Raw genomic sequence first — 13641 nt, forward strand, 5'->3', positions numbered from 1 at the left:
CTTCTCCGCTCTCGGCACGCGTCGGCCAGCACTGACCGATTGCCACATGGTATCTACCGTCAGTCATGGCCGACTGCCCAGGGGCGGCGAACGACAGATCAACGTTGCGTCAATTCCTTGTGTGGAAGCAGCACTTCCAGGACACATCACGGAGCGTGGCCGGGCCGTGCCGCGCCGCCCGGTCCGACGGCGGGAGCCGGGGCCGCCCAAGGCCTCCCCGGAAACGCCGGACCCGGCCCTCGACCGCTGGGTCGAGGGCCGGGTCCGACACTGCCGCTGTTCTCTTACGCGCGCACGTCCGACGTGTGTGTACGGCATGGACGGCGGGCGGCGGGGCCCGGCCCGACCGACCGGGCCCCGCCCGCCGTCAGCCGCGCCGGACGGCCGTCCTCCGCCGCAGCACGGCGCCCGCGCCCACCAGCGCGGTGGCCCCCAGGGCAGCGAGCGCCGTCACGGCCGGTAGCGGCGAACCGCCGCCCGCGGCCTCCGCCACAGGCTGCGACACCGCCTCGGGCTGAGCCGCGGTGTCCGCCTCGTAGCCGCCGCCCCTGCCCGTCCGGTCGTACGCCGAGCCGGGCAGCTTGTCCCCGTACCGCTGGTGCACGAGCTGCTGGTACGCGGCCAGCGTGACCCCGCCCGCGCCCACCGAGCGCAGGGCCTCGTCGTCCAGCGGCAGCACCCGGCCGTCGCGCAGCACGTACCAGGCATTGACCTGCGGCTCGCGGAAGGCGGTGCCGCCGCCGCTGCCCGCCGCCTTCGCCGCGTAGTCGCTCTCGTCACCGCCCGAGGCGATGTTGACCACCTTCCAGGCCTCGCCCTGCCGGACGGTCCAGACCGAGGCGCTCTGCCCGTCCGCCGCGACCACCTTGCTGGCGGTGAACTCGGCCTTCGCCACCGGTGCGCCCGGGATGCCGGCCACGAAACCGGGGTCCAGGAGGTACACCGGCACGGTGTCGCCGGCCAGCCGCGGCGCGGCCGCGCTCGCCGCCCGGGCCTCCTCGGCCGCGCCGATGGTCAGCTGCCGGGTCGGCGGGACGCCCTTGCGGGCGAAGAAGTGGCCGACCTTGTCGAGGACGGCCGGGTCCTGGACCGCGCTGCGGGCCTGTGCCAGCTCGGCGGCGGGCACCGGGGCCGGGGCGGACGGGGAGTCCGCGTACGCGGCCGGGGCGAGCGCCGACGCGAGGCCGGCGGTGAGCAGGGCGGCGGCGACGACGGTGACGGTGGTGGCGGCCCGACGGCGGCCCGTGGTCTCGGTCATGGTCGCCCTCACGCGCCGATCCGGTACAGGGAGTGGGTCCACGAGAACGTGTCGTTGTTCACGTAGTACCAGTAGTCCGCCCAGTTGTAGCGGTAGTTGGAGGGCCACGGGTCGCCCCAGTAGACCCAGTTGTTCCCGGTGTCGTAGCCGTACAGGACGTGCATGTGGCCGCCGCCCGAGCTCCACTGGATGCGCGTCTCGATCGGGCGGTTGGCGTTCACCTCGGACTGCACGGTGCCGTAGTTCAGGTACCCGTTGACGTACGAGCCCGGGTTGATGCCGACCCAGTTCAGCCCGTTCTGCACATCGGCCAGCGTGGCCTGGCTGTTGGGGCAGGAGGAGTTGGCGGCCCGGCCGAACGCGGCGTTGCAGAACTGGTTCTGGCTGTAGTTGTAGCCGAACCAGGTGGCGATGGTGTTCCCGCTCGCCGCCCAGCACCAGTTGGTCTGCTGTTGCTGCTGCATGGTGATGTTGAGCTTCTTGTAGGTGCCGGCCAGGTCGGCCGTGCTGCCGGGCGCGGCGGCCTGGCGGACCTGGTGGGCGGCCCGGTCCTGGTGCGCGGCCGGAGCGGCGATCGCGGATGCGGCGGGGGCGGCGATCGCGGGTGCGGCCACCGCGGCGGTGAGCGCCGGGCCCAGCACGCCGAGGGCGAGCACGGAGACCGCGCGGCGCAGCCGTATTCGTGGAACTGGCATGGGGGAAGTGCCTCCTTGCACGAGTGGAGCGAGGTGCCGTGTGGGGGCGCGGGTCCGGATCGCGCCCCGAGCATCGCCTCTCGTCAGGTACGGGTCAACGGCTCCCGGTGGGGCCAGGACCGAGGTGTGAACGGACGGGCACGGATGTGAACGGCGCCCGCGAAACCCCCGCGCAGCAGGCCAGGACCGGTGACAAACCTCCGCACCGATGTGAATATTCACGGTCAAAAGCCGGTCCGTCCCGAACCGTTCCCCGAGCCGCCCCCGAACCGTCCCGGAGCCGGACCCCGCCCCCAGGAGGCCGCCATCCACAAGAGCGACCCAGCCGACCTCGCCGCCGCCCTGCGCACCGGCCCCTTCCACCTCGCCCTGCGCACCGCGATCTCCACCCGGGGCCTCGCCCTGCACCGCGTCCGCCGCCACCTCGCGCTGCGCGGCGTCAACGTCGGCCTCACCAGCCTCAGTTACTGGCAGCAGGGGCGCCGCCGACCGGAACGCGCCGAGTCACTGCGCGCCGTCGCCGCCCTGGAGGACGTCCTCGACCTGCCCGAACACTCCCTTACCCGGCTGCTCGGCCCCCGCCGCGCCGCCGACCCCGCCCCGACCGGCCCGCCCGTCCGCCCCTACCGCGACCTCATCTCCCCCGCGGTGGCCGTCGACGGCCTGCTCGCCACCCTCGCCGGCCCGCGCGACACCGGGCTGCACACCATCACCCACATCGAACGCATCCGGGGCGGCCCCGACCGCCAGCTCGCCCGCCGCGACTCCCAGCACGCCCTGCGCGCCCACCGCGACGGCATCGACCGCTACCTCGCCCTCTACCAGGGCGACCCGGGCAGCGACATCACCCGCGTCGGTGTCCGCGCCGAGGAGAACTGCCGCCCCGGCCGCATCCGCCGCGACCAGGCCCACCACCTGCTCGCCGCCGAACTCCTCCTCGACCGCCGCCTGCGCGCCGGCGACACCCACCTGCTCGGCTACGGCTTCGACGACGCCCCCTCCCCCGAGCCCAGCTGCGAGTACGTCCGCGGCTTCAACGCCGGCGCCGGCCAGTACGTCCTCCAGGTCACCTTCCACCCCGCCGCCCTCCCCGTCCGCTGCCACCGCTTCGCCCTCCACTCCCCCGGCGCCGCCCCGTACGAGACCGAGGAGCTCACCCTCGACGGCCACCACTGCGTCCACCTGGTCGCGACGGCGCTGCGGCCGTGCCTGCTGGGGATCCGCTGGGACTGGGAGTGAGCGGAGCCGGTCGGTACGACCGCCCCCTCACCCCCGGTCGAAGTCCACGATCAGGGAGTCCTCCACCGGCACGTAGCCGATCTGCCGGTAGATGGAGTTGCTGGTCGGGTTGGCGAGGTTCGTGTAGAGCAGGACCTCGGTGGCGCCGTGGGCGAGGAGATGGGCCGAGGCCGCGGCGGTCACGGCGGTGCCGTAGCCGCGGCCGCGGCTCGCGGCGGGGGTGTAGACCGGGCCGATGCGGGACATGCCGACGAGGATCGGACTCCTGCCGGCCAGGGCGACCGGGCGGCCGCCGTCCTCCCACAGGTGCAGGCAGCGGTTCGCGATCCGCGCGTCCACCGCCCGTGGCACGTCGGGGAGTTCGAGCTCGGCCTCGACCAGGAACTCCTCGTACCAGCGGATCGCCAGCTCGCGGTCGGCCGGGCCGGCCAGCCGGTGGCGGCCTGCCGGCGGGCGCGGCGGGTCGGCCAACTCCCCGAGCCGGTAGAGCCGTTCGTCGAAGCGGACGGACTGCCGGGTGCCGGTGGCGGCCGTCCAGGCCTCGGCGAAGGCGCGGACCGCCTCGACTCCCCCGCCGACGCCGGTCACCGTGGTGAACCCGGGCCCGGCGGCGGCCAGTTCGACCGCCAGCTCGGCGGCCGCGGCCGGGGGCATGAAGGAGAGCCGGGGGTCGAACGGCGGCGTCCGGAGGAAGGCGCCCGCGACCGGGCCGCCCTCCTCGGCCCGCCACCAGCCGAAGACCGGCGGCTCGCCGAACACCGTCAGGCCGGCCTCGGCGAGCCGGTGGGCGATGGTGAGCAGGACGGTGTTCTCGGCGGGGCGGGCGGCCAGGAAGGCGCCCGCCCGGTCGCGGAACTCGTCGAGGGAGGTGCTGAGGGTCCAGGTCATGGCCCATGGTGGGCCAGGCCGGGACCGGTGCGCCAACGTTTTGCCTACTCGACCGCCGTGCCCAGCTTCTCGGCCAGCGCCGCCGGATCGGTGGTCGGGGCGTCGCAGGCGAAGTGCCGGCAGACGTACGCCGCGGGCGCCCCGCCGATCAGCGGCCGGTCGGCCAGCAGCGGCACCTCGGACTCCCCCGGCGCGCCGACCGCGACCACCGCTCCCGGCGCCGTCCCGAGCAGCGCGGTCCGCCGCAGCGCCGCGGTGGACGGGTCGCCGTCCGGGCCGATCACGGCGACCTCGCGCGGTCCGTCGAGCAGCGCCTCGGCGACGGCGAGGCCCCAGCCGATGAACCGCGGTGCCCGTCCGGCGAGCGCGCCGACCACGCCGAGGGCCCGCTCGGCGGCCGTGCGGTGCCGGTCGGAGCCGGTGTACGCGGCGTAGGTGAGCAGCGCGCCGGCGGCGGCCGTCCAGCCGGACGGGGTGGCGTTGTCGGTCGGGTCCTGCGGGCGGCGGATCAGCTCCTCGGCGTCGTCGGCGGTGTCGTAGAGCGCGCCGGAGGCCTCGTCGGTGAAGTGCTTGAGCACGGTGTCGAGCAGGCCGCCCGCGAGCTGGAGCCAGGAGGCCTCGCCGGTGACGGCGTACAGCGCGAGGAAGCCCTCGGCGGTGTCCGCGTAGTCCTCCAGCACACCGGCGTTGGCGCCGGGCCGACCGTCCCGGGAGGTGCGCAGCAGCCGGCCTTCGGGGGTGAGGTGGACGGCGAGCAGCAGGTCGGCGGCGCGTTCGGCGGCATCGACCAGGTCGGGGCGGTCCAGCAGCGCGCCGGTCTCGGCGAGCGCGGCGATGGCCAGGCCGTTCCAGGCGGCGACCACCTTGTCGTCCCGGGCCGGGGCGGGCCGGGCCGTCCGGGCCTCGGCCATCCGGGCCCGGATCGTCTCGTACTCGGCGAAGTCCTCAGGGTCGGCGAGGAGTTGGAGCACCGAGGTGCCGTGCTCGAAGGTGCCCTCGGCGGTGACGGTGAACAGCCGGGCGGCGGTGGCCGCGTCGGCGGGGCCCAGCAGGTCGACCAACTGGCCGGGTTCCCACGCGTAGTACGCGCCCTCGGCGGACTGCCCGGTCTCCTCGTCCAGGCTGTCGGCGTCCAGCGCGGAGGCGAACGCACCCTCGGGCGTGCGGAGTTCGCGCAGCAGGAAGTCCGCCGTGGACAGCGCGACCCGGCGGGCGAGGCCCGATCCGGTGGCCCGCCACAGGTGCAGGTAGGCGCGCAGCAGCAGCGCGTTGTCGTACAGCATCTTCTCGAAGTGCGGCACCACCCAGCCGGCGTCCACCGCGTACCGGGCGAAGCCGCCGCCGAGCTGGTCGTGGATGCCGCCGCGGGCCATCGCCTCGCCGGTACGGACGGCCATCTCCAGCGCCGCCTCCGAGCCGGTCCTGGCGTGGTGGCGCAGCAGGAACTCCAGCACCATGGCCGGCGGGAACTTGGGCGCGCCGCCGAAGCCGCCGCGGTTCTGGTCGAAGTCCCGGCTGAGGGTCACCAGCGCCTGGTGCAGGTCGGCCTCGCCGGGCGGGTGGTGGGCACCGGTCGAGTAGACGGCGGCCCGCTCGGCCAGGTCGGCCCGGATCCGTCCGGCGACCTCGCCGACCTCCTGCCGCCGGTCCCGCCAGGCGGCGTCCACGCCCTCCAGCACCTGCCGGAAGGACGGCATGCCGTGCCGGGGCTGCGGCGGGAAGTAGGTGCCGAAGTAGAACGGCTCCTTGTCGGGGGTGAGGAACACCGTCATCGGCCACCCGCCCTGCCCGGTCGCGGCCTGCACCGCCTCCATGTACACGGCGTCGACGTCGGGCCGCTCCTCCCGGTCCACCTTGACCGCGACGAACCGCTCGTTGAGGTACTCGGCGAGCCCGGCGTCCTCGAAGCTCTCGTGTGCCATCACATGACACCAGTGACAAGCCGCGTAGCCGACGCTCAGCAGCACCGGCACGCCGCGCCGCCGCGCCTCGTCGAAGGCCGCCTGCTCCCAGGGCCACCAGTCGACCGGATTGTCGGCGTGCTGAAGCAGATACGGCGAGGTCACACCAGCCAACCGGTTCATGCGGCCCAGCCTCTCACAGCGCCCCGAGCCCGACGGCGGAACCCACGCGTGTCCGTCCGCTCGGCCGCTGTCCGCTCATGTGCCATCACCCGGTGGACGGGGATCGCCCCGGTCGGGATCCCCCGTGCGGCTCACTTCCGCAGGGCGCTGCGCAGGAGCTTTCCGGTGTTGCCGCGCGGCAGGTCGGCGGTGAACTCGATCGCGCGCGGGTACTTGTACGGCGCGATGTCGCTCTTGACGAAGGACTGCAGTGCGGCGACGAGTTCCTCTCCCGGCTGGTGGTCGGCCGCGAGCACCACGTACGCCTTGACGATCTCGCCGCGCCCCGGGTCCGGCGCGCCCACCACCGCGCACTCCGCGACCGCCGGGTGCCGCAACAGCGAGTTCTCCACCTCGGGCGCGGCGATGTTGTAGCCCGAGCTGACGATCATGTCGTCGGAGCGCGCCTGGAACCAGAAGTAGCCGTCGGCATCCTTGATGAAGACGTCACCGGTGAGGGTCCATCCGTCCCGCACCTGAACTCGCTGGCGAGGGTCCGCCAGGTAGCGGCAGCCGGTCGGGCCCTTCACCTGCAGCAGGCCCGGCACTCCGTCCGGCACCTCGGCCCCGCTCTCGTCCACGACCCGCGCGCGGAAGCCCGGGACCGCCCGGCCGGTGGCGCCTGGCCGGATGTCCTCGCCGGCGGCCGAGATGAACACGTGCAGCATCTCGGTGGAGCCGATGCCGTCGACCAGCCGCAGCCCGGTGGCCCGCTCGAAGGCCTGCCAGGTCGCGAGCGGGAGCGTCTCGCCGGCCGAGACGCACAGCCGCAGGCTGGCCAGATCGTAGTCGTCCAGCGTGTCCAGGACCCGGCGGTAGGCCGTGGGCGAGGTGAACAGCACGTTCACCCGGTGCCGGGCCACCGCCCGGAACAGCTTGTCCGGCGTGGTCTCCTCCAGCAGCAGACTGGCCGCGCCCACACGCAGCGGGAAGATCAGCAGACCGCCGAGCCCGTAGGTGAAGCCCAGCGGCGGGCTGCCGGCGAACAGGTCGGTCGGCTCGGGCCGGAGCACCCGGGCGGAGAAGGTGTCCGCGATGGCCAGCACGTCCCGGTGGAAGTGCACGGTGGCCTTCGGCACACCGCTGGTACCCGAGGTGAAGGCGATCAGCGCCACGTCGTCGGCGGCCGTCGGCACGGCCGGGAACACGCCCGTACGGGCCTTGGCCTGCCGCCCGAGCTCGCCGCCGTCGTGCACGTCGTACCGGACCACGGTCAGGTCGTCCCCGGCCGCGAGCTCCAGTTCCTCGGTGAACCGCTCGTCGCACAGCGCGAACCGCACCTCGGCCTTGGCGATCACCTCGCGCAGCTCGACGGCGCGCAGCAGGGCCATGGTGGTGACGGCGACGCCGCCCATCCTCATCACGGCCAGCCAGCAGATCGCCAGCCACGGCGAGTTGGGTCCGCGCAGCAGCACCCGGTCGCCCGGCCGCAGGCCGTGGCCGTGCACCAGTTCCTCGGCCGTCCGGTTGACCAGCTCGGCGACCTGTTCGTAGGACCACACCGTGCCCGCCTGGTCCAACAGGCAGGGCCGGTCCCCGCCGAACCGGCCGATCGCCCCGTCGAGCAGCTCCGCCGCGCAGTTGAGCCGCTGCGGGTAACGCAGCTCGGGCAGGTCGACGAGGATCTCGGGCCACTCCTCGACCGGCGGAAGACGGTCGCGGGCGAAGGTGTCGACGTGCGCGGATGGGATCGATGCGTCCATGGCTCCTCCGGAGACTTGACGATCCACCCTCGGGTCCGGGAACGATCAGACATTCGATTCGACCGCTTCCTGCCAGCGGCACGGGCGAGGAATGGCAACTTCCTGCCAGCCGCGAGCCGGGTCGCCGGGAGCCGGGTGAGAGTGGCAGCGAAGATCGAGCTCGGAGGAGGAGACGCGGTCATGCAGCCGGCCAGTCAAGAACCGGAAGGCCGGCGGTTCCGGCTGGAACGCCGGATCTTCTTCCACCATTGCGACCCCGCCGGCATCGTCTTCTACCCGCAGTACCTGGTACTGCTGAACGAGGCCCAGGAGGCCTGGTTCAGCGGCTGCCTCGGCGTCGACTACGCCGCCCTGTTCACCAAGCGTCTGCTCGGCGTGCCGACCGTCCGGCTGGAGTGCGACTTCCTCGCACCCAGCCGCCTCGGCGACAGCCTGACGCTGGAGCTCGCGGTGGAGCGGATCGGCACCAAGTCGCTCACCATCGGCTACGAGTACCGCGGCACCGAGGCCGGCGAGGTGCGTGCGCGGTTCAAGACGGTCCTGGTGTTCACCTCCCTGGAGACGCACCGGGCCGTTCCCATTCCTGACGACATCCAGGCCGGCCTGCGGCACTGGCTCGCGACGAGGGGCGACAGCGAAGAATGAGCAGTGGTCTGCTTGACGACCCCCGACTCGGGGCCGGGAACCTGTTCCGTCTGGCCGCGGCCGCGACCAGAGGCGCCGCGCAGAGCCGGATCGAACTGGACGTGCCGTACCTGACGCTCGGCGGCGAGCAGGTGCACGGGTTCACCCTGAACGCGTTGGACGAACTGACCGACCGGGTGGCGGCCGGCTTCCACCACGACGGCATCCGGGCCAAGGATCCGGTGGCCGTCTTCCTCGACGAGAGCGTGCGGTACCTGATCCACTACATCGCGCTGAACAAGCTCGGAGCGATCCCGGTCTTCCTGAACAGCTCGCTGGATCCGGAGACCGCCCGCGCCTTCATCCAGCGGGTCGGCGCCGTGGCCGTGGTCTCGGACCCCGAGCGGCTGGCCAAGGACGCGCTGGACCTGCCGTACTACGAGGCGGACCCGTACTCTCCGGACCAGGTCACGTACTTCCAGCACACCGAGAACGACCCGGTGCTGATCGCCCACACCTCCGGCACCACCGGCGTGCCGAAGGCCGTGCAGTTCAACCACTTCGGCTTCTTCTTCGGCATCAGGCAGCAGGCCGACGCGGACCTCGGCGAGCGCATCCTGTCCGTGCTGCCGCAGAGCCACGCCTCGGCGATCTCGGTGCTGATGTCCGGTGTGCTGCGCGGCCTGGACGTCATGCTCGCCACCGAGCGCTCCCCGAAGCGGCTGGTCGAGCGGTTCGCCGCCTTCCGCCCGCAGTTGGTGGTCGGATTCCCCAAGGTCTTCGTCGACCTCTGCCGACTGGACCCGGACCCGGCGGACTTCGCCTCCATCTCGTACTGGATGTGCACCGGCGACGCCAACCACGAGCAGCACATCCGCAAGCTGGTCGCGCTCGGCAACCACACCGACCGCTCGGGGCAGCGGCAGCCCGGGTCCCTGTTCATCGACAACTTCGGCTCGTCCGAGTTCGGTTTCGCCATGTTCCGCCAGGTGCACACGCCGACCAGCGACCGCTACGGCCGCTGCATAGGCCGCCCGTTCGCCTGGATAGACGCCCAGGTCTTCGACGACCAGGACGAACCGCTGGGCCCGTTCGCGGTCGGCCGGCTCGGCCTCAAGTCGCCGACGGTGACGGCCGGTTACTGGAACAACTCGCTGCTCAGCGAGAAGAACCGGGTGCGCGGCTACTGGCTCACCGGTGACTTCGCCTTCCGCGACGAGGACGGCCGCTTCTACCACGTCGACCGCACCACGGACGCCATCACCACCAGCCGTGGCACGGTCTACAGCACCCAGACCGAGGAGCTGATCCTGCGCAACTTCCCCGGGCTGCAGGACTGTTCGCTGGTGAAGTCGGAGGACACCGGGGAGCTGGTGCTGGCCGTCGAACTCGCCGACCCGGCCGCCGACCTGGACGGGCTGTTGACGCGGATCAACAAGACCCTGACCGCCGCCGCCCTGCTGCCGGCCGACCGGATTCTCGCCAAGGGGAGCGAGGAGTTCACCGGCGTGACCGGCAAGGCCCTCAAGCGGGCGATGCGCCGGTCCTACGCCGCCGACGGAGCTCACGGACAAGCCTGACATGGCGGTCGAGAAGGCCCTGCAGTCGGGTCCGGGAACCCCCGCGGGCGTCCCGGACCCCAGCCGACGGCCCCGGGCCGCCTGGGTCGTGGCCTGGCTGATGTGCACCCTGATCGCGGGCGCCACCGTGCCCACCCCGGTCTATCCGCTCTACGCGCACGAGCTCGGGCTCACCCCGCTGCTGGTGACGGCGGTGTTCTCCACCTACGCGCTGGGCACGCTCTGCACGCTGCTGCTGTTCGGCGGCCTGTCGGACCGGATCGGGCGCCGCCCGATCCTGCTGGCAGCCCTCTGCCTGGGCCTGCTCAGCTGCGCCCTGTTCGCCGTCTCGCCCACCCTGCCCGGCATCCTGGGCGGGCGGCTGCTGTGCGGCTTCGCCGTGGGCCTGTCCTCCGGCGCGGCGACGGCCTACCTCGGCGAACTGCTGGCCGACCGGCGCAAGGCGGCCCTGGTGGCCTCGGCGACCAACATGGCGGGCCTCGGCATCGGACCGATGCTCTCCGGCGTCCTCGTCCAGTACGGCCCCGGCCCGATGCTCCTTCCGTACCTGGCGCTGGCCGCCCTGCTCCTGCCCGGGTTCGCCGTGCTCGCACTGCCGGAGACCGTCGTCCGCGCCGCCGGCCCGGTCCCCCTCCGCCCGCAGCGCCTGCGCATCCCGGCCGAACACCGGTCGGCGTTCGCCTACTCCGCGCTCGCCGCGCTCGGCCCGTTCGCGACCCTCGGCCTGTTCGCCGCCCTGGCCGGCACCTTCCTCCGGGACGGCCTGCACATCACCAACCACCTGATGGTCGGCGTCGCCCCCGGCACCGCCTTCACGGCGGCCGCGCTGGCCCAGGTCTGGGGCAGCAGGGTCGCACCCCGGACGGGCGTCATCGCCGGCATGGCCGTCCTCCCGGCCGGGCTGGTGTCGGTCGTCGCGGCGATCCCGGCCGTCTCGCTGACGCTCTTCCTGGTCGGGGCGGCGGTCTCCGGCGGCGCCGCCGGATTCGCCTTCCGCTCCGGGCTGGCCCTGCTCTCCGCCAACGCCCGCCCCGACCAGGCCGGCCAACTGGTCTCCGGCTACTTCACCTCGGCCTACCTCGGGCTGTCCCTGCCAGTGGTCGGCACCGGCCTCCTGCTCGGCGCCACCACCCTGCTCGACACCGCCGCCGTCTTCACCGCCGCGGTGACGGCCATCGCCCTGCTCTGCATCGTCCCGGTCGCCCGCGCCCGCGGCTGACGGGGCGCCGGACCGGCTGCCGGGCGGGCAGGTCCCACCCGGAACACTCGTCAGTGGATCTCGCGGTCCTGCAGCTGGTGCAGGAGGTAGCCGGCGTGCAGCCGGTTCTTCGCGCCGAGCCGCCGCATGATCTCGGAGATGTGGCGCTGGCAGGTGCGCATGGAGATCCCGAGGCGGCGGGCGATCGCGCGATCGTCGACGCCGTCCACCAGCAGGCTGACGATCATCGCCTTGGTGTCGTCCGACGCTATCTCCACCATGCTGCGGTCATAGCCGGGGGACAGCGGCAGCGCGCTCGACCAGGCGAACTCGAAGGCCGCGTACATGAAGTCGACCACGCTCGGATCGCGTACCACCGCCACGCTCAGCGGATCGTCGCGCAGCTCGATCAGCGCGACCGTCCGATCGAAGATCATCAGGCGCACGAAGTCGTTGCTGGTGGTCCGCACCTCCGCGCCCTGGCCGGTCACGTGCTCGACGAAGGTCAGCGTGGGCTGACTGTGCCTGGCGGGGTGCTGGTAGAGCGTGCGCAGCTTGACGCCGCGCGCCAGGAGTTCATCGGCGCGCTCCAGCGACTCCGCCAGGGCCTCCTGGTCCCGGGCTCCGCCGGGCTGGGAGGCGACCACCTCGCGCCGGCTCGCCGCCGCGAGTTCGGCTATCACGCCACGCGCGGCGCCGACACCCAGCACGGGCTCGATCGGCGACGACCGGGCACCACGGAGCACCTTCTCCTGGTAGGCGGCCACCAGGCCGGTGTAGGTGGACCAGAGCCGGTCGGCCTCCCGCTGCCGCCGCGCCAGATCCTGCAGCACCGGTGCCAGCATCCGGATGCGGGCGGCTTCCGGGGGCACCGCCACCAGCCGACCGGCGTCGGCGGCACCGGCCCGCAGCAGCTTCAGCCCGAGCAATTCCGCTACCGCCCCGTCGACCTGACTGTCGGTCAGGTTCAGATCGAGCCCCGCCTCGGCGGGGGTCGGCGGAGAGGACTGCCGGAGCGTGAAGTCGTAGAGGATTTCGGCGGATTCGCCGAGCGGCCCACGAGCCGCGCCCGGAAGTTCCCGATTTAACACGTGCCATCCCCCTGGCGGATATGTGCAGGCCGAAAGAAGATAGCCCAGGCGGATGGGAAATGGTGCCTGTGGCTGGGCATGCTGGAGTGGTTGCGGTTGATCACGAACCGACGGCGAGATGACCCGGACGAGCTCGGCCATACGGACCCGCGGAGAGGCACTTGACCAGCATCGGGCAGTCGTTCGAGAACCTCGGCTCTCCCACCCTGCCGGCGCTGCGCGACCTGGCACTGCAGGTGGCGGAGATGGCCGGCCGGCTCTCCGGAGGCGTGGCGTACGGCCTCCGCCCCGACGCGGCCGCCGAGGACGCCCGCTCGGTCGCCGCGCGCCTGATCCAGCAGTGCAGCCACCGCGTGGTCAGAGCCCAGACCAGCTACGCCGACGGGCCGCACGAGTTCAACGACCCGCTCCTGGACCGGCTGCACACCCAACTCCTGGCCCGGGGAGGTGAGGTCAGGATGCTCGTCACCGGCACGCTGCTCCAGGACGAGGAGGCCCTGGCCAAACTGACCGAACTCGCCACCGCCGGAGCGCAGATCCGGATCTCCCCCTGCGGGCTGCCCACCGCCGTGATCACCGACGGCCTGGTCGGCCTGCTGGCCTCGGAGCGCAACGCGCCACTCACCGTGATCTCCGGTCGGGAGGCCGTCCAAGCCATCTCCCTCCTCCATGACGCCGTCTGGACCCAGTCCACCGGCCTCGTGCCCGCCCACCGGGGCTGGACGGCCGACGAATGCTCCGTGCGCGTCCTGCAGGCGATCAGCCGGGGCTACACCGACGAGCGGGCCGCCCGGGAGCTGGGCCTGTCGGTGCGCACCTACCGTCGGCACGTGGCCGCCCTGCTCGCCCAGCTCGACGCGGGCTCCCGGTTCCAGGCCGGCGTGCGGGCGGCCCAACTCGGCCTGATCGGCGCGGCGGCCTGACCGGGGCCGCGCGCCTCACCCCGGCTTCCGCCGGAAGGCCACCATCCGCCCCTCGCCCGGCGGCACGCCGACCCGGTACTCGTGCGCGATCCCCAGCACGCGCTGCGACCACAGCGGTCGCAGCTTGCCCATGATGCTCCAGCCCTCCAGCAAATGGCGCGCAGCCTCGTCCCGCTCGTCGTACATCACATAGGCCTCCGGCCCCAGGGCCGCCAGTCCACGGGGTTGTCGGCGTGCTGGAGCAGGTACGGCGGGGTCGCGTCCGCGAGACGATTCGGCATGCCCCCGTCCTCGCGCATCCGGCGGCCGGAGCGCGGCA

At 73.0% G+C, this 13641-nt stretch carries 12 protein-coding genes and 1 pseudogene; 5 read left to right on the plus strand and 8 right to left on the minus strand.

What is annotated here, in order from left to right; translation table 11 throughout:
- Positions 1-367: 367 nt before the first annotated feature.
- Complete coding sequence (locus ACGF13_RS14655) at positions 368-1258, minus strand: hypothetical protein (RefSeq protein WP_392873788.1); 891 nt, start codon at positions 1256-1258, stop codon at positions 368-370.
- Positions 1259-1266: 8 nt separating this feature from the next.
- Positions 1267-1953: a papain-like cysteine protease family protein gene (locus ACGF13_RS14660; RefSeq protein ID WP_392873791.1), complete on the minus strand. Its 687-nt coding sequence runs from the start codon at positions 1951-1953 to the stop codon at positions 1267-1269.
- A gap of 306 nt (positions 1954-2259) precedes the next feature.
- Between ACGF13_RS14660 and ACGF13_RS14665 the strand changes: the two genes are divergently transcribed.
- A complete protein-coding gene (locus ACGF13_RS14665; protein WP_392874268.1) occupies positions 2260-3192 on the plus strand; it encodes a hypothetical protein in 933 nt (310 codons plus the stop codon).
- Between the two features lie 27 nt (positions 3193-3219).
- Here ACGF13_RS14665 and ACGF13_RS14670 read toward each other — a convergent pair whose 3' ends face one another.
- From ACGF13_RS14670 to ACGF13_RS14680, 3 genes are all read right to left on the minus strand, one after another.
- Entirely contained in the window at positions 3220-4080 is an 861-nt protein-coding gene (locus ACGF13_RS14670) for a GNAT family N-acetyltransferase (protein WP_392873794.1), read from the minus strand.
- 44 nt (positions 4081-4124) lie between these two features.
- Positions 4125-6164 (minus strand): thioredoxin domain-containing protein, encoded by a 2040-nt coding sequence (locus ACGF13_RS14675; protein ID WP_392873796.1) that lies wholly within the window; start codon positions 6162-6164, stop codon positions 4125-4127.
- Between the two features lie 131 nt (positions 6165-6295).
- Positions 6296-7906 carry an AMP-binding protein gene (locus ACGF13_RS14680; protein ID WP_392873799.1) on the minus strand — a complete coding sequence of 537 codons (1611 nt, stop codon included), beginning with the start codon at positions 7904-7906 and terminating at the stop codon, positions 6296-6298.
- A gap of 180 nt (positions 7907-8086) precedes the next feature.
- On the opposite strand from ACGF13_RS14680, the gene ACGF13_RS14685 reads away from it, so the two are divergent.
- The 3 genes from ACGF13_RS14685 to ACGF13_RS14695 are packed head-to-tail and all read left to right on the plus strand — an operon-like array spanning position 8087 to position 11329.
- Positions 8087-8551 (plus strand): acyl-CoA thioesterase, encoded by a 465-nt coding sequence (locus tag ACGF13_RS14685; protein ID WP_392873801.1) that lies wholly within the window; start codon positions 8087-8089, stop codon positions 8549-8551.
- A complete protein-coding gene (locus tag ACGF13_RS14690; RefSeq protein WP_392873804.1) occupies positions 8548-10110 on the plus strand; it encodes a class I adenylate-forming enzyme family protein in 1563 nt (520 codons plus the stop codon). The genes ACGF13_RS14685 and ACGF13_RS14690 overlap by 4 nt, the downstream gene beginning before the upstream one ends.
- A 1-nt stretch (position 10111) precedes the next feature.
- Positions 10112-11329, plus strand: coding sequence for an MFS transporter (locus ACGF13_RS14695; RefSeq protein WP_392873807.1), 1218 nt, complete (start codon positions 10112-10114; stop codon positions 11327-11329).
- 50 nt (positions 11330-11379) lie between these two features.
- On the opposite strand, the gene ACGF13_RS14700 is transcribed toward ACGF13_RS14695, so the two are convergent.
- Positions 11380-12540 carry a LuxR C-terminal-related transcriptional regulator gene (locus tag ACGF13_RS14700; protein ID WP_392873810.1) on the minus strand — a complete coding sequence of 387 codons (1161 nt, stop codon included), beginning with the start codon at positions 12538-12540 and terminating at the stop codon, positions 11380-11382.
- A 20-nt stretch (positions 12541-12560) separates the two neighbouring features.
- On the opposite strand from ACGF13_RS14700, the gene ACGF13_RS14705 reads away from it, so the two are divergent.
- On the plus strand, positions 12561-13322 hold the full coding sequence (locus ACGF13_RS14705) for a hypothetical protein (protein ID WP_392873813.1): 762 nt from the start codon (positions 12561-12563) through the stop codon (positions 13320-13322).
- A 15-nt stretch (positions 13323-13337) separates the two neighbouring features.
- Here the strand turns inward: ACGF13_RS14705 and ACGF13_RS14710 are convergent, their stop codons facing one another.
- Both ACGF13_RS14710 and ACGF13_RS14715 read right to left on the minus strand, forming a co-directional pair.
- Positions 13338-13511 (minus strand): hypothetical protein, encoded by a 174-nt coding sequence (locus ACGF13_RS14710; protein WP_392873816.1) that lies wholly within the window; start codon positions 13509-13511, stop codon positions 13338-13340.
- Positions 13512-13525: 14 nt separating this feature from the next.
- Positions 13526-13603 (minus strand): annotated as a pseudogene (locus ACGF13_RS14715) (DUF255 domain-containing protein); the annotation flags it as partial.
- Positions 13604-13641 lie beyond the last annotated feature (38 nt).

The organism is Kitasatospora sp. NPDC048286, from assembly GCF_043201735.1.
Classification (GTDB): domain Bacteria; phylum Actinomycetota; class Actinomycetes; order Streptomycetales; family Streptomycetaceae; genus Kitasatospora.